The following is a 24,948-nucleotide window of genomic DNA, read 5'->3' on the forward strand; positions in this document are numbered from 1 at the left end:
AAGGAGCCTTTCCATGGGCATTGTCAAAATCTCTGATGATCTGCACGAGGAAATCAGAAAAGCGAGCACCGTCATGTCTCGCTCCATCAACGCACAGGCGGAGTTCTGGATCAAAATGGGCATGCTCGCCGAGCTGAACCCAACCCTGACCTACTCCGAGCTGGTGCAACAGCAATTGAAAGCCTGCAAACTCGCCCCACCTGAGGTGATTGAGACATGAGTGCGATCATCATCAAAAACGCCGATGAAATTGCCCTGATGCGCCAATCCGGCAAGCTGCTGGCTCAGGTCTTCAAGATGCTGGAAGATGTTGTGAAACCCGGCGTTTCCACGCTGGAGATCAACGATCGCGTTGAAGACTACATCGTCAACGAGCTGCAAGCCCGCCCGGCCAGCAAAGGCCAATACGGCTACAAGTTCGCGCTCAACTCTTCCATCAACGAAGTGGTCTGCCACGGCATCCCGGACAAGAACCGCAAGCTGAAAGCCTCAGACATCATCAATGTTGATATCACGCTGGAAAAGGATGGCTTCATCGCAGATTCCAGCAGTACCTTCGTGATGCCCGGCGCCTCTCGTAAAACACAGAAGCTGGTCAAAACCACCTACAAAGCCATGTGGGCTGGCATCAAAGAAGTACGTCCCGGCGCAAGACTTGGGGATGTGGGCGCGGCCATTCAGCAGACCGCAGAAAACGCAGGTTACTCCGTGGTACGTGACTACTGCGGCCACGGCATTGGCCGCGACATGCACGAAGGCCCGTCCGTCATGCACTTCGGCAAACGCGGCACCGGAACCCTGTTGAAGGAAGGTATGACCTTCACAATTGAGCCAATGGTCAACGCAGGTACCGAACTCACCGTGACCAAAGAAGACGGCTGGACCGTAGAAACCCTCGATCGCCAACTCTCTGCCCAATGGGAACACACCGTGCTGGTCACAGCCGACGGGTTCGAAGTGCTGACATTGCGGGACGGGGAGAAGGTACCGGGGTAGGCTATTGCATTTGCTAACAAATCAAAGGCAATATGCAAGAATAACAATATGAGTTATCTCTTAGTATTAAAGGCACATAGATGCACATAAACACTGACAATACATTTCAAACACTCCGTTTTACCTACAAAGACAATTTTTTATACATTATCATACACTTCGCTATTTTTTTTAGCACCGCGATTTGGCTATGGCGTGTGGGATCAACATGGGCTCTAGTCGTCTCACTAATTTTATTAACAGCTATAACAGCTCTTCTGAAACGTGCTTATCTGGCACTCCATGAAACCTATGAAGTCATCATCACATCAGATGCAATCTCTGCGCCACAAGGAATATGGAAGAGGGAAATAAAAACGCTCTCATTTTCGGAAACTGATCGCTGCAAAGTGATGAATAGTCGCACTTCGCTACCGCTAGTAAGTCATTATACCCAATTATGGGACCGTTTCTTTCTAACAAAAAGCTATAATATTGAGAGGAGTATGTGTAGGAGCAGGCAAGACTTTGAAGCGATAATTGAGGCAGTAACAATACGGATCGAAGAAGCCAAAAAACATCAGTGAGCTTTATCCTGTCGTTGTACCTTTCACTACTTTTAATTAAGCGAAGGCATAAGCCATTATTCATTTCAGGTCAGTGCCGATACCGCTCCTCAGCTTCGTAATAAGCGTCAAAGCCAACGGCTTTTTGTAGGTCTTCGAAGCTCATGGCTGGGTCTGGGAAGATGCCTTGCTTCATTTGGGCCAGAGCATCCTGCTGAGCTTTGATCATGGCCATGAGGCCGGTGAAGGGGTAGGTGGAGATGGCGTAGCCCAGCTCTTGTAGTTCTGCCGGTTGAAGGAAGGGGGTTAGTCCGCCTTCCAGCATGTTTGCCATTTTGGGGCCTTTTACCTCAACGCAGTAGCGCTTCATTTCTTCAACGGTCCGCGGTGCTTCCACGAAGGTCATGTCCGCGCCAATCTCGCGGAAGGTTTGGGCGCGTGCAATGGCTTCATCCAGACCATGTTCAGCCCGTGCATCCGTGCGCGCAAGGATAAGGATATCAGCGCCTTCGTTCTTTGCATCAACCGCAGCCCGAATGCGCATGAATGCCTCGTCCCGCTCTACCACGTGCTTGCCCTTTGTGTGACCGCAGCGTTTGGGCGCAACCTGATCTTCAATCATCACACAGGCCATGCCCGCACTGGCATAACCTTTGACCGTGCGTTTGACGTTAAGCGCGTTGCCGTAACCTGTATCCCCATCTCCAATCACTGGAATACTGGTTGCAGAGGCAATGTTGCGGGCCTGATCAACCATCTCTGCGTAGGAGATGAGGCCAGCATCGGGCTGCCCAAGGCGGGAGGCAGAAACACCAAAGCCGCTCATGAAAGCAAGAGGAAAGCCTGCCTGCTCGATCAAGCGGGCGGAAAGAGCATTCCAGCAGCAAGGGGTTACATTCAGTTCGCCGCTCTCAAACAGAGCCTTGAGTACCTGAGCTTTTGACATGGTTGAGCTCCCTAGTCCTAGGTGTTGTACGGGATATACAGGGCAAGCCCTTGCCAAAAGTAAAGCAAGGCCGCTGTTGCCAGCATCATCAGCGCAAACGGCCATGCGCCTTTGGCAACCTCTGACAGTTTTGCGCCCCCAACGGCCTGAATGATAAAGAGGTTCATTCCCACCGGCGGCGTGATCAGCGCAGTCTCAATCAGCACCACAAAGAAGATGCCGAACCAGATCGGATCGATGAACATACCTTCCAGCGCTGGGAACAACACAGGCACCATAATCAGCAACATGCTGAGGGATTCCAGGAAGAACCCTACAATCAGCAGCACCAGACCAACCGCCAGAATGAACATGCCCGGTTCAGAAATGTTGGAGGTGAGCAGTGTGGAGATATCCTGCGGCAGGCGGTAGAGCGTGATGGCGTAGGAGAAGACCTTTGCTCCCGCAATGATGAGGAACACCATGGTGGTGGTCTTCATGGACTTGTAGGTGGCTTCCTTCATCTTCTCCAAGTTCATCCGCCCCATGGCGAACGTGATGATGAGCGCCATAACAAAGCCAATGCCTGCGCTTTCAGAAGGTGTTGCGATGCCCATGTAGATGGAACCGATGATGGACGCGGCAAGCAACAGGGTTGGCAGTGCCATGAAAGTTGCCCGTCTGCGTTCCTCCCAGCTCGCTTTTTCCACCCGCTCATAATTGCTGTTAAAGCGGGAGTAGAGCATACCGTAGACGATGAAGACACTGGCAAGGAACAGGCCCGGCCCGATGCCTGCAAGGAACAGTTGCGGGATCGAAGTTTCAGTCACGATACCGTAGAGGATCAACGGAATAGACGGCGGAATGAGGATACCCAGCGTACCGCCAGCGGCCAGCATACCCAGCACAAACGGGCGTTCATAACCGCGAGAGGTCATCTCAGGGATCGCAACAGTTGCGATGGTCGCTGCGGTGGCAACGGAAGAGCCGGAAACAGCGGAAAACAAGCCGCAGGACAGGATCGTCGCAACGCCAAGACCACCCGGCCAATGCCCGACCCAGCTTTGCACGGCTGCAAACAGATCTTTGCCCACACCGCCTTTCAGCAGCACGTTGGACATGAGTAGGAACATGGGTACGGCCAGCAGCTCGAAACTATCCATGGAGCCGTAAAGGCGCTGCGGCACGGCGTTAAGTGGCAGCGGGAAATACCAGAGCAGGAATACTCCGAGCGAGCCAAGCGCGAATGCGACAGGAACGCGGAAAACCAAAAGCAGCAGCAGGGCTGCAAGAATGAGAAATGCAGTCATCTTTCGCCCCTAAATCTCGTGTTCCAGTGTGTCATCAGCTGGCACGCCATCGCGCCAGATCTTTACCGCTTCTGCCATGGCTTGCAGGCCGAGCAAGGCAAAGCCAACCCAGACCGAGGCGTGGGTGAACCACTTGGGCAGAGCGAGGTAAGTGTCCGTGGTGTGGCCGCGCAGCAGAGACTTGTACCAGAGGCCATAGCCGTACCAGACAGCCGTGATGCAAAAGATCAGGATCACCAGAATAGAGAAGGTCTCAACCACCTTACGCACCAGCGTATCCGGGCTACGGAAGGCCACATCAATCACGATCATCTCGCGGTGTTTGAGGGCAAAGGCACCTGCCAGATAAGCTCCCCAGATCTGACCGATACGGGAGACTTCATCCACCCAAACGGTCGGGCTGTTGAAGACATATCGCGCAACGACTTCGTAACAGATGAAAAAACCAATTGCGAAAAACACCCAGGCAGCAAATTTGCCGGTGAATTCGGAGATGTAATCTATGAGCTTAATCACGGCTGAGCACCAAACGGATTTGCCGGAGAGCTGAACTGCACGGGCTGAAGCGATCTCTGTGTGCAGTCGTCTCCCTCAAATAAAAGGGGATCCAACAGATTGGATGGGCAGAAAAGGAGCCAAACGGCTCCCTCTCCAGATTTAAGATGATAAAGGCAGGAGAGCCTTACATGCCCTTGGCAGCGTCAATTGCCTGCTGTGCAACAGGGCCAGCGGCTTCAACAAAGCGGTCCTGAACAGAAGCGGTTGCTTCTACCCATTTGGCGCGCTCTTCATCGCTCAGGCGGATCACGTTGATCTTATCAGCAACGCTTTCAACCAGAGCATCTTCGCCAGAGTACACCTCTTCACGCAGCTGTTTTTCGACAACGGCGGCAGCGTCCAGAATGATCTTCTGGTTCTCTTCAGAAAGGCTCTCAAAGAAGTCGTTGTTGATCACCGCAACAAACTCGATGGCAAAGTCATAGGAGAGCGTCATGTTCTCCATCACTTCATAAAGCTTGCGGCTGGTCACGCCGGAGGTGCCGGTCATGCCCACATCAACAGCGCCCTGCTGGTAAGCAAGGAACTGCTTGGAACCGGACATCAGTGTTGGGGCACCGCCCAGAGCTTCCACAGTCCAGCCAAGAACTTTACCGTAGGTGCGAACTTTCTGACCTTTGATGTCTTCCGGTGTTCTGATCGGATCGCCATTGTTCAGATAGATGTTACGGCCATAAGCCTGCCACCACAGGACGCGGGCACCGGTTTCTTCCAGAACCGCTTTATCGAGAATCTCACGCATTGGAGATCCGTTGGCAGCAGCAGCGCGAAGGTGTGCTTCATCGCGGAAGAAGAACGGCAGGTTCACGATCTCAACGGCTGGAACAGACCCGGCGAAGCGGCCAAGGAATGCTGAACCAGCTTCAATCGCACCAGAACCGACAGCTTCCGGCACTTCCTTATCCTTAAACAGCTGAGCAGACGGGAAGAGCTGAAGGCTCAGTTCGCCATTGGATTTCTCTTCAATGATTTTCTTAAAGGCGTTCCAGTTTTTGCCCAGACTGTGGGTCTCAGGCAGCTGCAAAGTAACGCGAATTGTTTCAGCAGCCATTGCAGTGACGCTGGTTAAAGAAAGCGCAGCAGCGCCCAGCATTGAAATCAGTTTTACTCTCATTGGTGTCCCTCTCCCAAAACAAATTCACTGAAATATGAGGTATATTAGAGAGTGTTTTTTGAAGAAGTACAGGCCGTTATTGCTGAGAAAATGTAATTATATTGTCTAGATCTCTTCCATAACGCAACTTTGCATCGGCTCTGCATGTGATCCGCGCCTTTAGAAAAGACGTAGCGGACCGTTACGTCTCTCTGGAAATTTCGCGAGAACTGAATCTTGGTGACAGACGTGAAAATCACGTTGCAGGCAAGACGAAATATTTCGGTGAAATGAAACAAAATTAGCCGGAGTTATGAACATTCCGCGCGCGGTACATTGATTGAGGCTCTCATCTATCAGCCTCTCAGTAGCCTTTTGCCCTTGATTTTATGGAGATGAAGCCTTCCGGCGCACGTGCTTATCTAGCCTGTGTTTGGACTGCGCATTGTGACCACCTGAAAGAGTTGGGGCTAATCATGCAGGGCCTGTTTTGCCGGATCAGGGGTTCCTGAACAGCAATGCCATGGGTTCATCAGTCTGTACCAATAGGATGCTACCTCACTTTGAACTGGGTGAGTCGGCGGGAAGGGCGATTTCGTGGGTAAAGTTATGGTACTGGGCGGCGACGGTTTTTGCGGCTGGCCCACGAGTCTTTTGTTCTCCAGCCTTGGCCATGATGTCATCATCGTCGACAACCTGTCCCACCGCAAAATTGACGTTGAGCTTGAGGTCACCTCGCTCACCCCGATCCAACCGATCAGTGAGCGTCTCGCTACTTGGGAGGAGCTCACGGGCAAATCAATCCGCTTTGCCAACATTACGCTCGGCGTAGATTATGACCGGTTTCTGCAGCTGCTGAGAACGGAAAAACCAGATGCCATCATCCACTTTGCAGAACAACGAGCTGCGCCATACTCCATGAAATCCTCATGGCATCGGCGCTATACGGTCTCCAACAATCTCAACGCCACCAACGATGTGCTGTCCGCCATTGTGGAGGCGGAACTAGACCCGCATCTGGTACATCTGGGCACCATGGGGGTGTATGGATATAGCACCGTGGGCTGTGAGATTCCGGAGGGGTACTTACGCGTTCATCTGGATGTGAACGGGGATCTACGGGAGCAGGAGATCCTTTATCCCACAAGCCCGGGCTCCATCTATCACATGACCAAATCACAGGATCAGCTGTTCTTCCAGTTCTATACCAAGAACTACGGATTGCGGATTACAGACCTGCATCAGGGAATTGTCTGGGGCACACAGACTGAACAGACTTCCCTGGATGAGCGGCTGATCAACCGGTTCGATTACGATGGCGACTATGGCACTGTCCTCAACCGGTTCCTCATGCAAGGCGCAATTGGATATCCGCTGACGGTGCATGGAACAGGCGGGCAGAAGCGGGCATTTATCCATATTCAGGATACCGTGCGCTGTGTTCAGCTAGCAGTCGCAAATCCACCTAAGCGGGGAGAGCGGGTTAAAATCCTCAACCAGATGACAGAGGTGCACCGGGTAAAAGATCTGGCCGAGATGGTCGCTCAAATGACCGATGTGGAGATCGCGTATCTGGATAATCCCCGTAAGGAAGCTGCTGAAAACGACCTGATGGTTGCCAATCATCAGGTTCTGGAAATGGGATTAAAACCAATCACGCTCAGCGACCGGTTGCTGGACGAAGTGACTGAGATTGCGCGAAAATATTCTGATCGCTGTGACACCACCAAGATCCCCTGCCTGTCCCTCTGGTAATTCAGCAGGGATTGGTTGATGAAGATCGTTATCGTCTCCGATGCCTGGCATCCGCAAATCAACGGCGTTGTCCGCGTACTGGGCATTACACGCCGGGAATTAACGGCTTTGGGGCATGAGGTTATCCTGATCACGCCCGACCAGTTCCACCAGATGCCATTGCCGACCTATCCCGATATCAAGCTTGCGCTGTTTCCCTATTACAAGCTCTCCAAGATGCTGCGGGAGCTGAAGCCAGATGCATTGCATGTGATGACCGAAGGGCCGCTGGGGTGGGCTGCACGCAGGTATTGCAGGCGTAACGGGCATAAGTTCACCAGTTCATGGCTCTCCAAGTTCCCCGAGTATGCCTCCATGCGCACAGGTCTGCCCACCGCATGGTTTTATAAGTGGCTGATAAGATTCCATAATCAGGCTACCCAGACCATGGTCACCACGCAAACTATGGTGGAGGCGGCCAGGACTATCGGCATCAGGCGAGTGGTGCGTTGGCAACGAGGTGTGGAGCTGAAGAACTTCCGACCTATTCCGTCTCAGGTGTTTGCTAACTATCCCAAACCCGTGATGCTCTATGTGGGGCGGATAGCACCTGAGAAAAATCTGGAAGCCTTTCTAGATCTCAATCTTCCAGGCACCAAAGTTCTGGTGGGGGACGGGCCTGATCTGGCTTCTCTTTCCAAGAGGTATCCAGATGCGGTGTTTACGGGTGCGAAGACGGGAGATGACCTGATTGAGGCCTATTGCGGGGCTGATGTGATGGTGTTTCCGTCTAAAACGGACACGTTCGGGCTCGTCAATCTGGAAGCGATGGCCTGTGGTATCCCCGTGGCAGCTTATCCGGTAACGGGACCGAAAGACATTATTGGCGATGCTCCAGTCGGCGCGACCGATGAGGATCTGGCTATTGCCATCAAGCGGGCTTTGCCAATGAAATCAGAGGACTGTATTGCTCACGCGAAAACCTTCTCGTGGGAACGGTCCGTACAGGATTTTCTGGCAAACCTCGTGAGCTTCTCCGAAAAGCAGCCTCACGAGACCAAGGATGTCCTCACATCATCCGCTCGTAAAGATCAAACATAATCCAGAGCGTACCGCCAACCATCAGGAAGATGAGAACACCGGCAAAGCTCATGGCCAGCACATTCTCGATGGGGGTTCTGCTATCAATGCCGAGGAAATAGTGCAGGTGCACGCCCACCTGCACCAATGCGCACAAAGCGATGATGCCGAAGGTCAGCTCAACTGGAAAGACCATGGTCCAGACGACGGCGAAGGGGATCAGGGTGAGCGCCAGGGCGAGGATAAACCCGGTGATCAGCCTCTTTGCACTGTGAGATTGCGGGTGCATCTGTCTCTCCTAAATAAGCCAGCCGGGCATGTAGACGATTGAGAAAATGCCGATCCAGACGATGTCCAGGAAGTGCCAGAACATGCCGAGGCGGTGGAGACGGGATTTAACCGGAGAGGTCAGGCCTTTGATGAGGATCTGGAAGATCATCACCAAGATTCCGATCATACCGAGGCTGACGTGCGCCCCATGTGTCCCCACCAATGTGAAGAACGCGGTGAGGAAGCCACTGGTCTGCGGTCCGGCGCCAGATTGGATCATGCCAACAAATTCAATCACTTCCAGCGAGATAAAGCCTAAGCCAAGCACGATAGTGACAATCAGCCAGAACACGGCCTGACTTTTATGCTCCCTGACGGAGGCCAGTGAGGCGAAGCCAAACGTTACGCTGGAAAAGAGCAGGAACATGGTTTCGCCAAAGACGTGCTTGATATCAAACACCTCAATGGGCAAAGGCCCCGTGGCGGTGTTTTGAAACATGACCACGTAGGTTGCGAACAGAAGCGAGAAGATGATCGCGTCTGTCATCAGGTAAAGCCAGAAGCCCAAATCTCTGATGTCTAAGGTTTCTTCCGTCGGGCCGGGAGAGCCGGTGGTTTTAGGGCTGTATGTGTTCATGACCAGAAATCCCCCGGTGCTGGTTTCTTTTCCTCCAATGCCTTGATGCGGGCCTTTTCATAGGCCTCGATTTCGGCTGCAGGGATGATCTGATAAGTGTGGTCTTGCGAGCTGCGAGTTATCAAACACGCCAGCACACCAAGGAAACCAAGAGCTACAAGCCACCAGATGTACCAAGTGACCGCAAATCCAATGAGGAACCCTAGTCCACCGAGGAACACCCCAATGCCGGTGTTGCGGGGTAAGTGGATATCCTCGTAGTCCTTGGCAGGGGCATAAGCTACGCCGCGTTGCTTCATGTCCCAGAAGGCATCAATGTCCTGAATGTCGGGGATCTTGGCAAAGTTATACTCCGCTGGTGGCGATGCAGTTTGCCATTCCAGCGTCCGGCCATTGTACGGATCACCGGTGATATCGCGGTTTTTCTCACGATCACGAATGCTGACGTAAAGCTGCATACCCTGACAAACGATACCGATCAGAACGCTCAGCGCACCAATGGCCGCCACGATCAGGAACGGCTGCCATTCTGCCACGTCGTAACGCTCCATGCGGCGGGACATACCCATAAAACCAAGGGCATAGAGCGGCATGAAGGCAAGGTAGAAGCCGATAATCCAGAACCAGAACGACCGCGCGCCCCACTTTTCATCCAGTTTGAAACCGGTTGCTTTTGGGAACCAATACTGGAAGCCAGCGAAGTATCCAAACACCGCGCCAGGGATCAGCACGTTGTGGAAGTGGGCGACGAGGAAGGTGGAGTTGTGCATCAAAAAGTCGGCGGGGGGGATTGCGAGGAGGACGCCGGAGACGCCGCCGAGCACGAAGGTCACCAGAAAGCCGATGGTGAATAACATGGCGGGGTGGAAGATGATCCGCCCCTTGTACATGGTGAACACCCAGTCGAATATCTTTACGCCCGTCGGCACGGCGATGATCATGGTCACGATGCCGAACACCGCATTCACGTTGGGGCTGGAGCCCATGGTGAAGAAGTGATGCAGCCAGACGGAGAAGGACAGAACGGTGATAACCGCCGTGGCGTAGACCAGCGACTTGTAACCAAAAAGCCTTTTCTGCGAGAAGGTTGCCACAACCTCTGAGAAGACGCCGAAGGCGGGTAGAATGAGGATGTAAACTTCCGGGTGGCCCCAGATCCAGATCAGGTTGGCATAGTTCATCATGTTGCCACCTGAATCATTGGTGAAGAAATGGAACCCTAAAATACGGTCCAGACCGAGCATAGCTGCAACGACTGTCAGCGCCGGAAATGCGAAAGCCATGAGGAGGCTGGTGCATAAAGTGGTCCAGGTGAACAGCGGCATCTGCATCAGGCGCATTTTGGGGGCACGGCACTTTATGATCGTGACGACAAAATTAATCCCCGTCATCGTGCTGCCAACCCCACTGACCAGCAGCGCCCAGATCCAGTAATCCACGCCAACACCGGGGCTGTATTCTGCGCCGGAGTAGGGAGGATAACCGGTCCAGCCCGCCGTTGAGAATTTGCCGATCACCAGTGAGACCATCACCAGCGCGGCCCCGGCTGCGGTGAGCCATAAGCTGATGGAGTTCATGAACGGGAAGGCCACATCGCGCGCGCCAATCTGCTGCGGCACGACGATGTTGATCAGGCCTGTCAGGAACGGCATGGCCATGAAGAAGATCATGATCGTGCCGTGAGAGCTGAACACCTGATCGAAGTGCTCGGGCGCAAGGTAGCCATCGTTATTCAACGCCATGGCCTGCTGCGAGCGCATCATCAGCGCATCCACAAACCCGCGTACCAGCATCACCATGGCAAGGGCGATGTACATGATGCCGATGCGCTTATGGTCCAGGCTCGTCAGCCATTCTTCCCAGAAATACCGCCACTTACCGAAATATGTGACCAGCAGAAAGACGACCAGTCCGCCCAGAACAGTGATGGAAGCGCCGCCAAAAGCGATGGCGCTGTAGAAGGGGAGGGAGTCAAATCCTAATCTTCCTAGCATGGTGTATCCCCCTCACAAGCTGGCTGGGTCGTCGCTGGCGCATGTCTGCGCAAGGTGGTCTCGGGCCGGCGGGCATACTTTTTCAGGATCTCTTCAAACAAGCCCGGTTTGACCCATGAGAAGTACTCCACCCCGTGGGCAATACTGGGCTGAGCAAGCTGATCGTATGTCACCGTGGAGAGTGGTTTGGACTGCGCTTTGGCGTTGGCAACCCAGTCCTGAAACTCTTCTTCTGTCATCGCCACAGCGTCGAAGAACTGCATGGCAAAGCCATCACCGCTGTACTGTGTGTTGCGGCCACGGAAGCGTCCGGTCTCGTTGGCTTTCAGGTTCAGCTCGCTGGTCATCCCCGCCATGGCATAGATTTGTCCCCCTAATGCGGGAATGAGCAGGGAGTTCATGACTGTGTCAGAGGTCAGCTTCATGCTGACGGCTTTATCAACGGGGAAGGAGAGTTCATTGACAGAGGCAATGCCAAGGTCCGGGTAGATGAAGAGCCACTTCCAGTCCTGCGCCACCACCTGCACATTGATGGTGTTTTCTGGCGTTGCGATCTTCTTATAGGGGTCAAGCTTGTAGGAATAAGTCCAGACCAGATAGCCAAGCGTGATGATGATAGCGGCGGGAATGGACCAGACAAACACTTCAATAATGGTGGATTTGTGCCATTCCGGCTTGTATTCACCCGTCCCACCTTTTGCGCGGTAGCGCCAGATGAACCAGAACACCATGAAGTAAACGGGAATAACCACAATCAGCATTATGAAGAAGGCGGTGTAAAGCAGATCCCGCTCAATGATGGCGATGGGGCCTTTGGGGTCGGCGACTGGAGAGGTCTGCAAGCCACATCCCGCCAACACAAGCAGGAGGCCCAGCAGAGTTATTCCCCTTAGACAAGGTTTTGAAATGAAATGTTTCATCGTATTCCCGCGCAGGATTGGTGACCTAACGGGAATATTTCAAGGGGTGGGGGATTACAGAATATTTAAGGTCACGGCCTCACGGCCTGAGACCCATGAGATTTCAGGAAACAATTCTATGAGGGGAGCACAGAGATGGTTATCAATTACTCCCCTGCATCTTTCAATTTATCCAGCAGTCTTTGCAGATGCTTTAAGGGCTTCCAGCATTTCTGCCATTTTCGCCTGCACCATGGTCACCGCTTTAAGGGGGCGCAGCATGACCTTAAAATCATCAATCAGTCCCTCTTCATTCCAATGGATCATATCGACACCGTTGATGAAGATGCCGTCGACTTCTGTCTCAAACTCCAGCACAGCATTGTCGCCACAATCCAGAATGCGCACATATTTGAAGCTTGTGTTGACGCCAAGCACCTGAGCTGCGCCATAAAGATACATGACGGTGAGCTGCTGTCCCCGTTGCGGCGTGTGCACCACCGGGCTGTAAAACACGCAGTCCTTAGCGATCATGGCAGACAGTTTTGCCAGATCCTTGCCGCCCTCCAGCATATCCAGCCACTTCTGCAGGTTTTCAGAGTAGTTCGTCGACATCCGTTTATCCTCCCCAGCTGCTGCCTTTATTCTCCCAGCGCAAGCGCCAGTCAGGCAGAGCAACACCAGTCAAACCCATATTGACGTATTGGTCAACCTAGCCGGAGGGGCGGGAATAAGTGCGGGCTTGCTTGAGGATTTATGAAGAGTAACCAGGATTTTTGCGTTGTTTCCTTAGCTCGGCATTAGAGAGCTAAGTGTTAGAAAAATAACAGGAAAGATTGCTTGCGTGGACTTTGAAAGGTTTATGCGTTTTTTGCGTTTTCTGGCGTTTTTTGTTTTTCATGACCCAGAGCAGAAAATGAACGGACAAGGCTGCCACGCGATAGATATGTACCGCGAAAGAAGCAGCATACATGCCTGAACCAATCCTTTATCGGCCTCCGGCACCAACGCCCTGCAAACCGCTCCGAGGTCTGCGACTGTTTCGCGTTTTCTGGGCGCGCAATGTTTTAAATCTTATCCCCGAGGAGTTCTTCAACAGTCCGATGGAGCGGGTCTATTTCACCCGCCGTCCTTGCTTCCTGGTCAACGCACCGGATCTGGTGAACGAGGTGCTGGTTGAAAAGCGGCTGTCGTTTCCAAAATCGGATGTGATGGTGGATACGCTCAAACCGGTGATCGGGGAGAGCACGATCATTGCCAGCGGCCCGAAATGGGAAGAACAGCGTGAGATGATTGCGCCCGTGTTTTCTCATGTGGGTGTGCGCAGTGCCTTCAAGCATATTCAGGACGCCTGCAACGAGTTTCTGGCCTATCTGGATAAGGCGGCTGAGTTCGGAAAATCCATCAGCCTGCGCGATGAGATGAGCCGTCTAACCGCTGACATCATTTTCCGCACCATCTTTTCACATCCCATCGACAGCATGCGCGCCCGCAAGGTGTTTACGCAGGCCATGCAGTATCAGGCGATTACCACAACATGGGCGCGCAAGATGATCCTGCGGGGAACCGGTGAAGGGCCAAACCGGCCCATGCCGAAAGAAGCAGAGATCCTACGCGATGAAATCCGGCTGCTTCTGACAGACTTGGTAGATGAACATACCGCTGATCGGTTCGGCCAGCATGATGACATGTGCCAGCGGCTACTGGATGCCCGCCATCCGCAAACCGGTCTGCCCTTCAGCAAGGAACAGCTGGTGGACCATATCGCCACGTTCTTCCTTGCCGGGCACGAGACAACGTCTGCCGTACTCAACTGGGCATTCTTCATCCTCTCCCAGCGGCCAGACTATTCTGAGCGTATCAGGCGGGAGACGGATAGCATCACAAACGGGGAAATGCTTGAGTACAAGCACCTGTCCAAGCTGAGGTTCACCCGCAACATTTTCCGCGAAACCACGCGGCTCTATCCGCCCATCGCATTCCTCTCCCGCATGGCGGTGGAAGAGACGACCATTGGCGGTCACAAAATCCCGCGAGGGGCGTTGATCATCATTTCACCCTGGATCGTTCACCGGCACCGGTCTTACTGGCACCATCCCGACCACTTTGATCCGGACCGGTTTGAGCGCGATGATGACCCGATGACCGGGGCGTACATGCCGTTTGGCATTGGGCCGCGGGTGTGTGCAGGAGCTAGCTTCTCGACGGTTGAGGCCACCTCTGTGCTGGCTGGGGTGACGCGCCATTACAACTTCAAGGCAGAAAAGCCGGAGGAGGTTTTTCCGGAAACGGGAATTGCGCTGCGGTCTCAGTCTGAGATCCGATGCAAGCTCATCAAGCGCAGTCATATGACCCATTAGGGAAGCAAAACCTGCGAAAAGCCCGAAACTATCGGGTGGCGTCCCTGCCAATTATATGCATCATTCCGTAAGGGTAAGAAGGAGGAGGTTGGTATGCGTTGGATTGCTGGGCTGGTCATTGTCATTGTAGGCGCCGCTGCTGGCTACTATTGGTACTCCCTGCCGCCAGAATATCCAACAAAGTACATCATCACCGCCGACCGTATTCTGACCATGGACCCGGAGCGCCCGCAGGTGCAAGCCATTTTGGTTGATGGCAACGAAATCATGGCGTTAGGTGACGTGCGCCAGCTGGAAAATCAGGACAAAGCCAAACTCATCCGCCTCAAAGGCACGCTGATCCCCGGCCTGATTGAACCGCATACCCACCCGATAGCCGCCGCTTTGCTGGGCGCTGCCACCGATATCAGCGCCTTCAAATACGACAGCCGTTCGCAGATCATGAAGGCCCTTGAGGAATCGGCGGATGAGTACAGCCTAACCCCATGGGTGCTGGCCTATGGTTGGGATCCGATCGCGATCAAAGACCTTTCCCCGCCAACTTTAGCAGAACTGGACGCCATCTCTCCCGACAAGCCCATGCTGGTTCTGACCCAGATGATGCACGAGGCCTACGCCAATTCAGCGGCCCTGAAAGAAGCGGGCGTTGACCCGAGCCGCGGACCGATGCTGCGCGAGCTGGAAGAGATCAACCGCGTCGTCTCCGCAATTCCGGCCCCATCCGATGAGGCCGTGGAACTGCTGGTGCGCAAGAAGTATACGGACTATGCCAAGGCGGGTTACACCAGCATCGGCGTGACGGGCGCCGTGGGACGTCACCCCAATCCTGTGGGCCTGTTGCAGCGCATTGGGCTGGAGGATAACCCGCCAGTACGGACCTATCTTTATCTGACGGAAGATCAACTGCCCAACTGGCGCTTTGGCGGCGATGATCGCTTCACCATTTTGGGCGCCAAGTTCTGGCTGGATGGCTCTCCGTTCACCGGAGCAGCGGCCACCTATCACCCCTATGAAACCTCTGAGCTGGTGTTGGAGCGGCTTGGCCTCTCCTCAGGCCATCACGGCGAGCTCAACATGAGCGATGCGGATCTGGTGGAGAAACTGCGGGAAGTGCACAAGAAGAGCGGGCAGGTGGCCATGCATGTACAGGGCGAGCGCGCCATTGATCAGGCTTTGATGGCCATTGCCACCATTCAGGCTGAAGATCCGCGCGACGACATCCAGCATCGGCTGGAGCACAACGCGCTGATCACCCGCGAGCAGATCCAATGGGCAACAGATCTGGGCGTTTCCCTGGGCTTCTTCGTGGATCACATCACCTTTTATGGCGACCAGCTGGAAGACCTGTTCGGCAACAACCGCATGAACCGCTATATGCCCGTGCGCGATGCCAAGGATGCCGGGGCAGTGGTCACCTTCCATGGAGATCATCCCGCCACTCCCATGAACCCCATGGGCACGGTTGAAACTGCCATGTCCCGTACATCCCAAAGCGGAAACACGGTTGTTGGTGCTGATCATGCGGTGACGCTGGAAGAAGCACTGCAGGCGATGACCGTCGATGCCGCCCGCCAGCTGGGGCAGGAAGACACGCTCGGCATGATCGCGGTGGGCATGAAGGCGGACTTCACCCTGCTCAACGGCAATCCGCAGGTGATGCGCCCGGAAGGCCTGCGCCTGATCCGCCCAACCCTCACCATCCGCAACGGCCAACCCGTGGACACCCGTTTCGTCAGCTGGTTTGACCCGGAACTGGCCATCAAGGCTGTCTGGAAAATGCTGATGGGGGATGAGACGGAACCAACCAGCACTTAGGAGGCAGATTGGTTTAGGGGGGCGCGCAGACCTCAGAGGTTTCGGCTCAGCCAGTCGAGCATCTTCGCGGCGGTCTCCGGCCATTGCTCGTCAAACTGTATGTAGTGGCAAGCTCCGTCGACCTCGAGGAACTCCGAGGTCTCATAGCGCTCAGCCATCAACCGTGCGGTGCTTGGTGGCACGGCCTTGTCCTCGGTTCCTGAAACAAAGAGCAGGGGGCACGTGACCTTGTCTGGGTCCACAAACGTGGTCTGGTGAACGTCATACATCCAGAAGAAAAACTCAAACAGCACCCGACCGGACTCGGAGCCAAGACGTGCATGGATGTCACGTTGCATCTGGGGTGACAGCGTGTTGAACCCATACCTCGCCAGCAGCTCAAAATCCTGTTCCACTGCCTTTTCCCAGAAGGCGCCTGCTGAAATCAAAAGCTTCCCGAGGTCTCGTTCTTCCTCCGTGGTCGGCAGAGTGCCGTTCACAATGCTGCTGTTGAGAAGAACGCCTGCTTTGATGGCATCCTCAGCTGCCAGAAGCTGCGCAATCAACCCACCGATCGAGTGGCCGACAACAACCGGAGGCTCCCCAATCTCGTCTATGGCTTGCCGGGCATCCTGCACATAATCAGCGATGCTTAACCCGGTGAGCTTAGCATCCCGTTCCGGTCCGGGTGGCAGGTCATGATATCGGTAAGTGAGGCTGTGGCAGGCATATCCGGCAGCCTCAAGGGACGCCCGCACATTCTCCATCGCCCACGCCGCTGCGTTGGTACCGGTTAAAAGCAGGACTGGAGGCAGAGAGCTGTTAGACATCCGAAGCTCCTAAAGAACGGGGCTCCAGGTAGAGCCCCACCCTCATCGCTCTATCAGCTCAGGCTCAACGAAGTGTAAGCCCGGAACTCGCAATTTAACAGCATCATGCCGCTGCAGAGAGCAACGGCTGCCAGATCAAGTCGTCAGCGCTTCTTTGTCGCCCGTAAAACCTTCGCCACAACCTGTTCAGCAAACACTTCGTGGTTTGCGACTGCTGTGCCGATCCTTGCGTCTTTGACAATGACTTCTTTTGTCCGCGCATCAGTAACCGTCACCATGCCCGACATGGAGGATGCACCAGTCCCGAAGAGGATGTCATACCCCATGTTGGAAATGAAGAAGCTCTGAATTTTGACGTCAACGTTGACCCGTCTCGGACCATGCAGCTCTTTCAACTTGGTCTGCAGGGCCTTCTTTGTGACCTTAACGATTACGTCTTTATCGTAGTCAACGCCCAGAACATTGTTCAGCCCCTCAAACTTCCAATCACCCGTCACGGTCACCTTTGAGACCTTTACCTGGGCCTCTTCAATGTCTTTCGCCGTAATGGTCGTTTGGCAGGCTGCGAGTGTGAGCCCAAGCAGAGCGAGTACGGCTAGGTTCCGCAGGTTCTTCAGCTTCTGTTTGAGGCTATGCAAGTATTTGTTTTTCATTGAGTTATGACTTCATTACATAAAAGCAGATTTCGTAAGGAGCCATAGTGTCAGGAGAGGCTTGTGTCTGGGTGGTTGCAATTGCCTTCTGGTTTTCACCGGAGAGGCCACGAAGACGCCTCGCCACCGCCTTCTCAAAACCGCATGATTTTTGGGCAAGCTTTATGCTTTCTTTGGAGGTTCGCGCCTAAGCTTCATCCGTGAGGTGGGCTTTATCGGGCCGCTCATCATCACGTCTGTTCTCTGGTTTGGGTGAGAAAGCGCTCTTTCTCTGCCAGCTGGGGTGCGCCGGGGGGAATGCAGGAAACCCTGTCGGAAGGACGGTAGATGACACAAGGAATTGGCCTTGTCATGCAAGGCGGTGGAGCTCTTGGAGCTTATGAGGTTGGTGCCCTGACCCGCATCTATCAGGCGGGATATGTGCCGGAGATCATCACCGGAACCTCCATTGGTGCCCTCAACGCTGCTGTCATCGCTGCCCCCAAGTTCGGAGACCCGATCGAAACCCTGCACGCTCTCTGGGAACACCTCAGCCATGCACCGGGCTTTGTCTGGCATTCCAGCCAGAAACTGCTGCGGGCCAGCATGGGTCACCCGCGTTTTTTCAAGCTGCATGCCCCCTCTTTCATGGCCGAGAAGCGTCCCAGCATCTACGACATCACGCCCGCGCTGGAGACCATGGAGAAGTTCATCGACTTTGAACGTCTCAACAGCCCGGAGGCGCCACGACTGGTGATCACGGCAACCAATGTGGCGACGGGGCAGATAGAGCGGTTTTCCAACCGGGATCACTACATCACTTCCAAGCACATCATGGCCAGTGGCAGCCTGCCGCCGGGGTTCCCGCCCATTCAGCTCAACGGCAGTTACTACTGGGATGGCGGGCTTTACGACAACACGCCCATCCGCTCGTTGCTGCGCATTCTGGATGATCATCAGATCTCCCATATGCCGATTTTCCTGATCGAACTGTTCTGCCCGGAAGGCATCATTCCAACCACCGTGGAAGAAGCCGTCTACCGCATGACGGAGCTGGTGTTTGAGGACAAATTCTGGCTCATGCTGGATGGTGACAAGTCCGCCCAGCATTACTCCCACATGCTTTATGATCTGGACAAACTGGTGCCGGAAGACTCGCCCATCCGGGACTGCGAGCACTACCAGTCCCTCATGAAAATGCGCGCGCTCTCTCACATCATCACCGTCAATGCAGAACACAATGCGCTGACCGGAGTGGTGGATTTTGAACCCAAAAGCATCAACGAGCGCATCAAGACCGGCTATCTGGCCGCCGATGACGCGCTGATCCAAAACGCTGACCGGATTGAGGCCATTCTCAATGAAAAGCACGAAGGTTACATGACGGAATGTACTCATTCGCACCACACGCCGGGCTCGAAGAAAAAAAAAAGAGGTGCTCATGAGTGAAATTGATGAGCGCAAGTACGACAGTGGCGCCTATGAGAACATGTGGTTTGAAACCTCTGACGGCATCAAGCTGAACTATCGCGTCTACGGCAACGGCACCTCACAAAAGCCAGCCATCATCGCTCTGCCGGGCCTGACCCGCTGTGCCCGCGATCTGGACCCCATGGCCGCACAGCTGAGCAAGACCTACAAAATCTACGCGCTGAACCTGCGCGGGCGGGATCTGTCGGATTATGATCCCGACTACAGCAACTACAACACCACCGTTTATATTCGCGACATCTATGAGTTCTGGACGTTCACCGGTGAGCAACCCGTTGTTCTGCTTGGCTCTTCCCTTGGCGCGCTGCTGGCCATGCTGATGGTGGAAGACCACCCGGACATGCTGGCGGGCACTATCCTGAATGATCTGGGCGCCACCATCGAATTTGCCGGCATGTCCCGCATTTTTGGCTACGCCGGACAACTGGAGGATGAGGACGAACTCAGCGCTGTGGTTGAAACGGTAAAAGAGCATGTGGGCAATCAGTTTGTGAACCTGCCCGATGACAAATGGGAGCGTATGGCGCTTTCCATGTTTGGCCTGAAAGACGGCAAGTGGCACCACCGCTATGACGATAATCTGGGTGTCGCGCTCATTGAGAACAAAGAGGCCTACCGTGATCTCTGGAAGGCCCATGAGCGGGCGGCAGAACTGGATTTGCCGATCCTTTCCATTCGTGGGGAGCTTTCTGACGTCACATCTGCTGAAACGATCCGCTCCATGAAAACCATGGCACCGCGCATGCAGGCCGTGGACATTCCTGATCGTGGTCACTGTCCAATTCTGGATGAACCAAAATGCCTTGAAGCCCTTGAAGGGTTCATGGGGCAATTTGAAAACCGTGCCTGAGCCGTACGAGAGTGGAGGCGAGCATGGCCCGCAAACATCTGGTTCTGTTGAATATGATCGGGGCACTTGCTCTGGTCATGATCGACCAGACGGTGCTGGGCGTTATCCTGCCCTCGCTCCAACGCACATACGCGTTTGGCCCCGTTCACCTGCAATGGGCGGTCAACGCCTACCTGATCGCGCTGGCTTCCATGCTGATGTGCGGTGGTTGGCTGGGCGACAAGTTTGGCTATTTCACCTCCCTGCGCATGGGTGTGGCGTTGTTCACCGCTGCCTCTCTGGCCTGCGCCTATGCCCCAACTGGTGAGTTCTTCATTACTGCCCGTGTGTTTCAGGGGGCAGGTGCGGCGCTGATGCAGCCCGCCGCCACTGCGCTGGTGTTCTCAGCCTATCCTGCGGATGAACGTGGCAAGGCACTGGCCCATTATGTGGGGGCTGGTCTGTTCTTCCTGGCCTGCGGGCCTTTGGTGGGGGGACTTCTGGTGGAGTTCTTCTCCTGGCGCGTTGTCTTCCTGCTCAACGTGCCCATTGGGCTGGCTGTGCTCATCATGGCCTTTGCCATTGGCAAGAGCAAAACCAACAAGGACACGGGTAGCTTTGATTTTCAGGGCGCGATCCTGTTCGTCATGGCCCTGCTGGTTTTCACCGTGGCCGTCCAACTGTTTGGAGACTATCGCCTGTCACTGGGCGAGGGGGTGGTCTCAGCTGGGTTTGTCGTCCTTGCCTGTTCTCTTCTGTTTGTCCGCAGGCACCGCGTGGCCCATCCGTTCATTCAATTTTCGCTGTTCGAGAACAAGGTCTATCTGGGGTGCTGCCTGCTGTTGTTCTGCATTCCGTTTGCCCTGTTGGCGCAGGTGGTGTTTGGCGCGGTGTTCCTGCAAAACGTGCTCAGCCTGACGCCGCTTGAAGCCGGTCTCTCCATGTTGCCCGTGGTGCTGACGATTATCATCTGCGCGCAGTTTGGCGGGCGACTAGTGGGCAATATCAAATTTCGCAATCTGGCGGTTTGCGGCAGTCTGGCCATGGGCATCGGCTTTGCAACACAGGCGCTGGTCATCCACTTCAATAACCTGTGGCTGCTATTCCCCGGCATGATCCTGATGGGGGCAGGGCTCGGTTTTCTGATCAGTACCGTTTCAACGGAAGCGCTCTCCCACGTTTCCTTGCTGGCCCGTGCCCGCGCGACGGCCCTGCTGCAAACCTGCAGGCAGGTGGGCGGGGTGTTTGGCATTGCTTGCGTGGGCGCACTGATCAACTGGCGGGAGAAAACCATGATCTCCGCCGCTGCGGAACTGATGGAACCCAACGATGAAGATCGCGAGCTTTTGCAGCTGTTGCTTTACAAGTTCATGGGTGATCAACCCGCCGCCGCCGCCTTGCTGCACGAACGCTGGCCGCAGTCTCTTTACATCCTGAAGGCCATCAGCAGCCGGGCTCTGGCGGATGCCTATATCTTCAGTGCCGTTGTTTTGTTTGGCGCCGCTGTCATGTCGCTGTGGGCTTTCAAAGGCCACACCCCACGGCAAAGGCCTCAAGCCCCTGAAGGTCCGCCGCCGATGAACTCTGCCAATGATTAAAGGAAAGCTCCTGCCAGTGGACTTGGCAGGAGCAGGACGCCGTCAGCTCTGCGGGATCGCGAGTGTGGCATCAATCTCAAACAGCATGCCGTCCAGCGCCAGACGGTCGACCGGAATGAGCGTGCTGGCAGGCAAGTGCTCGCCAAACAGCTTGGAGATCTGCTCACCGATTGCATGGAGCTTGTCTTCTCCGTGGCCAGCCACAAGCACCTGAATTTTCACCACGTGTTCAGGCTGTCCGCCGGACGCCTCGATGGCTTTGCGCAGATTGTCAAAGGCAAGTTCAGCTTGTTTGCCCACGGTTTTGCCCAGCACGTTGCCCTCTTTATCGCCGCTGAACTGACCGGAGATGTAAACCGTCTTTGCCGATGAAGGCGCAACTACAACCTGCGAAAAGCCCCATGGGCTGGTGTCAACAATGGTCGGCGGGTTGATGCGCTCCAGGCCTTCCGCCTGTGCCATACCGGCAGCAGCAATCATCAGGGTTCCAATGGATAAAGTGGCAAGTCTTTTCATAGTGAACTCATTCTGTTCTTTCACCGAAACATGCGAGGTTTCGGTTTCACAACAGGGCTTGTAAGGCCTGAAGCTAAGTTGAGGTCAACAGCAAATCCTCGCTTTTTGCAGGGATGGAGACGCGAGTGAACCGGAGAATTGCAACCTGACGCATTGGTGCCATTTTCGTTGCATAGAGCTTTAACCCAAATTAATCGTCACAGACCAATCTCTCATTCATCTTCTTAGGCGTATGCTCTGGGCGTGACCTGAGTTATGTGCAACAGCTCATGTGAGAGACTGACGGAAACTGATTTTAAAAGCGGATTCTTGATGCATTTAAGGATATTGGCAGGTTTGGCGGGAGTTTTGGCGCTCAGCGGCTGTGAGGAGGCTAAGCCCTTGCAGCGTGAAACGCCGCAGGACGAAATCATTACAGTGCTGGATAAGCACGCCAAGGACATCCAGCGCGGCAACCCGGAAACCAGCCTGAGCGTGGCCGTTATCCGTGACGGCCAGGTCGAGTTCATCCGCCTCTATGACAAATCCAACCGCGGTAAGACCGTAAAGGGGGCACAAGAACCCATCTTTGAGGTCGCGTCCCTCGGCAAACCTGTCTTCGCTTATCTGACATTGAAGCTGGTGGATCTGGATATCCTGTCACTGGAACGTCCGCTTTATCAGTACGCACCAGACCTGTTTAAGAGCGCTGACCCGCGCCTCAAACGCATCACCGCCCGCATGCTGCTTTCCCACACCTCCGGCCTGACCAACTTTGACGAGAAAGACCCGCTGAAACTGCGCTTTGATCCGGGCACGGAGTTTACCTACTCCGGTTCAGGCTATGCTTTGTTGCAGCAGGTTCTGGAACGACGGACGGGGCTTAATCTTGAAACACTGGCCCGCATCCATGTGTTTGAGCCCCTTGGCATGGCCTCCACCAGCTTCCTCTGGCAGCACGCCTATAACTACCGCATCCGCTATGGCTACGACAAAGACGGAGACCGGATTGCCGGAAAACGCAAACCGACGACCGGTAATGCGGCGTGGAGTCTGCACACAACGGCGGGGGATTACGCCCGCTTTCTGGCAGCGATGATGGATGAAGGCGTGGAGCCGGAAGTGAAAGAGTGGATGCTGAGCAAACACAAGACCATCACGGGCAAGATCAGCTGGTCCATGGGCTGGGGCATTCAGGCGACCAAGCCCAACAGCTCCATCTGGCATTGGGGCAGCAACCCGGGTTATCGCTCCTACACGGTGGGCTACCCGGAAGAGGATCTGGGCATCGTGGTTCTTTCTAACAACGAGAAGCTGTTTGAAGGGATCGAACCGCTCATCCTGCACACAATAGGAGGGACGCTGCCCTCCTATCACTGGTTCTGATCAGGCGATTTCCCGCGCTTTGGCAAGGAACGGTGACAACCGCTCCAACGCCTCGTTGAGCTGCTCATCCGTTTGCGCAAAGCACAGGCGGAACCAGCCCGGCTCTCCCACGAGGAACGCATCTCCCGGTGCAAGCCCAACCTTGGCTTCTTCAATCAGCATGCGGGCATAGGCGATGGAATCTGTGACACCGTCCACCTTGAAGTAGGCGTAAAACGCGCTTTCCGGCACCGGACAGGTCACGCCCTCATGGGCAAGCAAGCCATTGCACACCAGGTCCCGCGCGTGCTGATAGTTCTGCGCCATTTGCGCCACGAACTCTTCGCCCTGTTCCAACGCCACCACGGCAGCACGCTGAGAGAACGGCGGAGCGCTGGCGATGGAGAATTCGGCGATCTTCTCAACAACCGGCGTCAGGCTTGGCGGCAACGTGAGCCAGCCCAGACGCCAGCCGGTCATGGCCCAGGTCTTGGAGAAGGAGTTCACCACGATCAGGCGATCTTCCGGCTCAGACACCTCAAGGAAGGACGGCGCGGCCTTGCCGGAATAGACCGTGCGGGCATAGACCTCATCTGAGATCAGCCAGGTTCCACGCTCGCGCAGCACTTCCATGATCCGCGCGATTTCATCCTTTGTCAGCATGAAGCCGGTTGGGTTGGACGGGGAGTTGAGCAGCACCACCTTGGCGCCCTTCGCCGTTTCTAAAAACGCCTCCACATCCAGAGACCACTTGCCGTCTTTCACTTCCAACGCATGGGTGATCGTGCGCGCACCCTGAAGCTTGGGAATGGAGAGCAGGTTCGGGAAGGCAGGCGTCAGCGTGACAACCGTATCGCCTTCTTCCAGCACGCTCTGGAAGGCCAGATTGAGCGCATTGCCGCCGGAGACGGTCACTGCAATGCGGTCCACACCGACGGACTTGCCATAAAGCGCACTCATATAGCTTGAGATCGCCTCACGCAGATAGGGCCGTCCCAACCCTTCCGCATAAAACGTCTCACCTGCGGCCAGAGACCGGGCTGCTTCGTCACAAATGAATTTTGGTGTAGGGATGTTTGGCTCCCCAAACCACAAAGGAATAAGGCCCTCAACGCTCATAGCCGCATTGGCCAGCTCTCGCGTGATGGATGGAGGAACCTGAATTGCACGGCTTTCCAGCCCCTGTTTTGCTTCAATAGTCAATATGTCGCCCGTCCGCCCGGATTTGAAACAATCACCAAGCACAGCTTTGCATTCGATCCTCAAAAGACCCTAAACATCACTGTCTTGAATGCTCATCATATATCAGCAAATGGAGGTTGCGAGGCTAGAGATTTCATCAAGCGTTTGGCGAGCAAAAAAAGAGCCCGTGTAGTGCTCGCACAGGGCGGCGGCGAGGCACTACACGGGTCTTCAACGCCCGGAATTAGGGATCCGGGCTCTCGGGAGGAGGGTGCTGAAGCAACAAGAGCGGCGGTCGCTTCAACCTCTCACCATCACACTGGGATCTATG

The 24,948-nt window shown here is 54.8% G+C and carries 24 protein-coding genes; 10 read left to right on the forward strand and 14 right to left on the reverse strand.

Translation table 11 applies throughout. The features are described from left to right. Positions 1-13: 13 nt before the first annotated feature. A complete protein-coding gene (locus tag PSE_RS26435) occupies positions 14-220 on the forward strand; it encodes a ParD-like family protein (protein WP_008551251.1) in 207 nt (68 codons plus the stop codon). Continuing rightward, positions 217-996 carry a type I methionyl aminopeptidase gene (map, locus tag PSE_RS26440; protein WP_014290465.1) on the forward strand — a complete coding sequence of 260 codons (780 nt, stop codon included), beginning with the start codon at positions 217-219 and terminating at the stop codon, positions 994-996. Before PSE_RS26435 ends, map begins: the two co-directional genes overlap by 4 nt. Positions 997-1,632: 636 nt before the next feature. Here the strand turns inward: map and PSE_RS26450 are convergent. From PSE_RS26450 to dctP, 4 genes are all read right to left on the reverse strand, one after another. Beyond that, positions 1,633-2,487: an oxaloacetate decarboxylase gene (locus PSE_RS26450; protein ID WP_014290466.1), complete on the reverse strand. Its 855-nt coding sequence runs from the start codon at positions 2,485-2,487 to the stop codon at positions 1,633-1,635. Positions 2,488-2,504: 17 nt separating this feature from the next. After that, on the reverse strand, positions 2,505-3,776 hold the full coding sequence (locus PSE_RS26455; RefSeq protein WP_014290467.1) for a TRAP transporter large permease: 1,272 nt from the start codon (positions 3,774-3,776) through the stop codon (positions 2,505-2,507). Positions 3,777-3,785: 9 nt separating this feature from the next. Further along, positions 3,786-4,292: a TRAP transporter small permease gene (locus tag PSE_RS26460; RefSeq protein WP_014290468.1), complete on the reverse strand. Its 507-nt coding sequence runs from the start codon at positions 4,290-4,292 to the stop codon at positions 3,786-3,788. Positions 4,293-4,458: 166 nt separating this feature from the next. Next, the gene (gene dctP / locus PSE_RS26465; RefSeq protein ID WP_041769258.1) at positions 4,459-5,448 is read right to left on the reverse strand and encodes a TRAP transporter substrate-binding protein DctP; all 990 of its coding nucleotides are present in this window, start codon (positions 5,446-5,448) and stop codon (positions 4,459-4,461) included. Between the two features lie 588 nt (positions 5,449-6,036). Between dctP and PSE_RS26470 the strand changes: the two genes are divergently transcribed. Both PSE_RS26470 and PSE_RS26475 read left to right on the forward strand, forming a co-directional pair. Next, complete coding sequence (locus tag PSE_RS26470; RefSeq protein ID WP_014290471.1) at positions 6,037-7,182, forward strand: NAD-dependent epimerase/dehydratase family protein; 1,146 nt, start codon at positions 6,037-6,039, stop codon at positions 7,180-7,182. A gap of 18 nt (positions 7,183-7,200) precedes the next feature. Continuing rightward, positions 7,201-8,262, forward strand: a complete 1,062-nt coding sequence (locus PSE_RS26475) for a glycosyltransferase family 1 protein (protein ID WP_014290472.1) — start codon at positions 7,201-7,203, stop codon at positions 8,260-8,262. Here the strand turns inward: PSE_RS26475 and PSE_RS26480 are convergent. The 5 genes from PSE_RS26480 to PSE_RS26500 form a co-directional block, all read right to left on the reverse strand. Further along, complete coding sequence (locus tag PSE_RS26480) at positions 8,231-8,530, reverse strand: cytochrome o ubiquinol/quinol oxidase subunit IV (RefSeq protein WP_041769259.1); 300 nt, start codon at positions 8,528-8,530, stop codon at positions 8,231-8,233. The two genes, PSE_RS26475 and PSE_RS26480, sit on opposite strands and share 32 nt — an antisense overlap. Before the next feature lie 9 nt (positions 8,531-8,539). Then, positions 8,540-9,148: a cytochrome o ubiquinol oxidase subunit III gene (gene cyoC / locus PSE_RS26485; RefSeq protein WP_014290473.1), complete on the reverse strand. Its 609-nt coding sequence runs from the start codon at positions 9,146-9,148 to the stop codon at positions 8,540-8,542. Beyond that, on the reverse strand, positions 9,145-11,142 hold the full coding sequence (cyoB, locus tag PSE_RS26490; protein ID WP_014290474.1) for a cytochrome o ubiquinol oxidase subunit I: 1,998 nt from the start codon (positions 11,140-11,142) through the stop codon (positions 9,145-9,147). The genes cyoC and cyoB overlap by 4 nt, the downstream gene beginning before the upstream one ends. After that, positions 11,136-11,984, reverse strand: coding sequence for a ubiquinol oxidase subunit II (cyoA, locus tag PSE_RS26495; protein WP_014290475.1), 849 nt, complete (start codon positions 11,982-11,984; stop codon positions 11,136-11,138). Before cyoA ends, cyoB begins: the two co-directional genes overlap by 7 nt. 246 nt (positions 11,985-12,230) lie before the next feature. Beyond that, a complete protein-coding gene (locus tag PSE_RS26500) occupies positions 12,231-12,656 on the reverse strand; it encodes a nuclear transport factor 2 family protein (protein ID WP_014290476.1) in 426 nt (141 codons plus the stop codon). 356 nt (positions 12,657-13,012) lie between these two features. Here PSE_RS26500 and PSE_RS26505 point away from each other — a divergent pair, with 356 nt between their 5' ends. Together PSE_RS26505 and PSE_RS26510 are read left to right on the forward strand one after the other, a co-directional pair. Further along, complete coding sequence (locus tag PSE_RS26505; protein ID WP_014290477.1) at positions 13,013-14,401, forward strand: cytochrome P450; 1,389 nt, start codon at positions 13,013-13,015, stop codon at positions 14,399-14,401. 93 nt (positions 14,402-14,494) lie between these two features. Further along, complete coding sequence (locus PSE_RS26510) at positions 14,495-16,216, forward strand: amidohydrolase (protein WP_014290478.1); 1,722 nt, start codon at positions 14,495-14,497, stop codon at positions 16,214-16,216. Positions 16,217-16,248: 32 nt separating this feature from the next. Here PSE_RS26510 and PSE_RS26515 read toward each other — a convergent pair whose 3' ends face one another. The 3 genes from PSE_RS26515 to PSE_RS27810 form a co-directional block, all read right to left on the reverse strand. Next, entirely contained in the window at positions 16,249-17,025 is a 777-nt protein-coding gene (locus PSE_RS26515) for an alpha/beta hydrolase (protein ID WP_014290479.1), read from the reverse strand. A 143-nt stretch (positions 17,026-17,168) separates the two neighbouring features. Then, the gene (locus PSE_RS26520; RefSeq protein WP_014290480.1) at positions 17,169-17,678 is read right to left on the reverse strand and encodes a hypothetical protein; all 510 of its coding nucleotides are present in this window, start codon (positions 17,676-17,678) and stop codon (positions 17,169-17,171) included. A gap of 4 nt (positions 17,679-17,682) precedes the next feature. Next, positions 17,683-17,805, reverse strand: a complete 123-nt coding sequence (locus tag PSE_RS27810) for a hypothetical protein (RefSeq protein WP_014290481.1) — start codon at positions 17,803-17,805, stop codon at positions 17,683-17,685. 200 nt (positions 17,806-18,005) lie between these two features. On the opposite strand from PSE_RS27810, the gene PSE_RS26525 reads away from it, so the two are divergent. Genes PSE_RS26525 through PSE_RS26535 form a run of 3 tightly spaced genes read left to right on the forward strand, consistent with a single transcriptional unit; the run spans position 18,006 to position 21,575 of the window. Beyond that, positions 18,006-19,106 (forward strand): patatin-like phospholipase family protein, encoded by a 1,101-nt coding sequence (locus tag PSE_RS26525; RefSeq protein WP_014290483.1) that lies wholly within the window; start codon positions 18,006-18,008, stop codon positions 19,104-19,106. Then, positions 19,099-19,998 carry an alpha/beta fold hydrolase gene (locus tag PSE_RS26530; RefSeq protein ID WP_041769260.1) on the forward strand — a complete coding sequence of 300 codons (900 nt, stop codon included), beginning with the start codon at positions 19,099-19,101 and terminating at the stop codon, positions 19,996-19,998. The genes PSE_RS26525 and PSE_RS26530 overlap by 8 nt, the downstream gene beginning before the upstream one ends. Before the next feature lie 23 nt (positions 19,999-20,021). After that, complete coding sequence (locus tag PSE_RS26535; RefSeq protein ID WP_041769261.1) at positions 20,022-21,575, forward strand: MFS transporter; 1,554 nt, start codon at positions 20,022-20,024, stop codon at positions 21,573-21,575. Positions 21,576-21,617: 42 nt separating this feature from the next. On the opposite strand, the gene PSE_RS26540 is transcribed toward PSE_RS26535, so the two are convergent. Beyond that, positions 21,618-22,091 (reverse strand): RidA family protein, encoded by a 474-nt coding sequence (locus tag PSE_RS26540; RefSeq protein WP_041769262.1) that lies wholly within the window; start codon positions 22,089-22,091, stop codon positions 21,618-21,620. 381 nt (positions 22,092-22,472) lie between these two features. Here PSE_RS26540 and PSE_RS26545 point away from each other — a divergent pair, with 381 nt between their 5' ends. Then, positions 22,473-23,456: a serine hydrolase gene (locus tag PSE_RS26545; protein ID WP_041769263.1), complete on the forward strand. Its 984-nt coding sequence runs from the start codon at positions 22,473-22,475 to the stop codon at positions 23,454-23,456. Here the strand turns inward: PSE_RS26545 and PSE_RS26550 are convergent, their stop codons facing one another. Continuing rightward, positions 23,457-24,638 (reverse strand): pyridoxal phosphate-dependent aminotransferase, encoded by a 1,182-nt coding sequence (locus PSE_RS26550; RefSeq protein WP_041769264.1) that lies wholly within the window; start codon positions 24,636-24,638, stop codon positions 23,457-23,459. Between the last annotated feature and the right edge of the window lie 310 nt (positions 24,639-24,948).

The sequence above is a fragment of the Pseudovibrio sp. FO-BEG1 genome (assembly GCF_000236645.1).
Classification (GTDB): domain Bacteria; phylum Pseudomonadota; class Alphaproteobacteria; order Rhizobiales; family Stappiaceae; genus Pseudovibrio.

What these genes read in the sequence shown, in the direction of transcription:
- PSE_RS26450 (WP_014290466.1), bottom strand. Translation starts at nt 2,487, where the DNA reads ATGTCAAAAGCTCAGGTACTCAAGGCTCTGTTTGAGAGCGGCGAACTG.
- PSE_RS26470 (WP_014290471.1), top strand. Translation starts at nt 6,037, where the DNA reads ATGGTACTGGGCGGCGACGGTTTTTGCGGCTGGCCCACGAGTCTTTTG.
- PSE_RS26505 (WP_014290477.1), top strand. Translation starts at nt 13,013, where the DNA reads ATGCCTGAACCAATCCTTTATCGGCCTCCGGCACCAACGCCCTGCAAA.
- cyoB (WP_014290474.1), bottom strand. Translation starts at nt 11,142, where the DNA reads ATGCTAGGAAGATTAGGATTTGACTCCCTCCCCTTCTACAGCGCCATC.
- PSE_RS26500 (WP_014290476.1), bottom strand. Translation starts at nt 12,656, where the DNA reads ATGTCGACGAACTACTCTGAAAACCTGCAGAAGTGGCTGGATATGCTG.
- PSE_RS26525 (WP_014290483.1), top strand. Translation starts at nt 18,006, where the DNA reads ATGACACAAGGAATTGGCCTTGTCATGCAAGGCGGTGGAGCTCTTGGA.
- PSE_RS26455 (WP_014290467.1), bottom strand. Translation starts at nt 3,776, where the DNA reads ATGACTGCATTTCTCATTCTTGCAGCCCTGCTGCTGCTTTTGGTTTTC.
- PSE_RS26535 (WP_041769261.1), top strand. Translation starts at nt 20,022, where the DNA reads ATGGCCCGCAAACATCTGGTTCTGTTGAATATGATCGGGGCACTTGCT.
- PSE_RS26435 (WP_008551251.1), top strand. Translation starts at nt 14, where the DNA reads ATGGGCATTGTCAAAATCTCTGATGATCTGCACGAGGAAATCAGAAAA.
- cyoC (WP_014290473.1), bottom strand. Translation starts at nt 9,148, where the DNA reads ATGAACACATACAGCCCTAAAACCACCGGCTCTCCCGGCCCGACGGAA.
- map (WP_014290465.1), top strand. Translation starts at nt 217, where the DNA reads ATGAGTGCGATCATCATCAAAAACGCCGATGAAATTGCCCTGATGCGC.
- PSE_RS26530 (WP_041769260.1), top strand. Translation starts at nt 19,099, where the DNA reads ATGAGTGAAATTGATGAGCGCAAGTACGACAGTGGCGCCTATGAGAAC.
- PSE_RS26510 (WP_014290478.1), top strand. Translation starts at nt 14,495, where the DNA reads ATGCGTTGGATTGCTGGGCTGGTCATTGTCATTGTAGGCGCCGCTGCT.
- PSE_RS26475 (WP_014290472.1), top strand. Translation starts at nt 7,201, where the DNA reads ATGAAGATCGTTATCGTCTCCGATGCCTGGCATCCGCAAATCAACGGC.
- dctP (WP_041769258.1), bottom strand. Translation starts at nt 5,448, where the DNA reads ATGAGAGTAAAACTGATTTCAATGCTGGGCGCTGCTGCGCTTTCTTTA.
- PSE_RS26540 (WP_041769262.1), bottom strand. Translation starts at nt 22,091, where the DNA reads ATGAAAAGACTTGCCACTTTATCCATTGGAACCCTGATGATTGCTGCT.
- PSE_RS26480 (WP_041769259.1), bottom strand. Translation starts at nt 8,530, where the DNA reads ATGCACCCGCAATCTCACAGTGCAAAGAGGCTGATCACCGGGTTTATC.
- PSE_RS26520 (WP_014290480.1), bottom strand. Translation starts at nt 17,678, where the DNA reads ATGAAAAACAAATACTTGCATAGCCTCAAACAGAAGCTGAAGAACCTG.
- PSE_RS26515 (WP_014290479.1), bottom strand. Translation starts at nt 17,025, where the DNA reads ATGTCTAACAGCTCTCTGCCTCCAGTCCTGCTTTTAACCGGTACCAAC.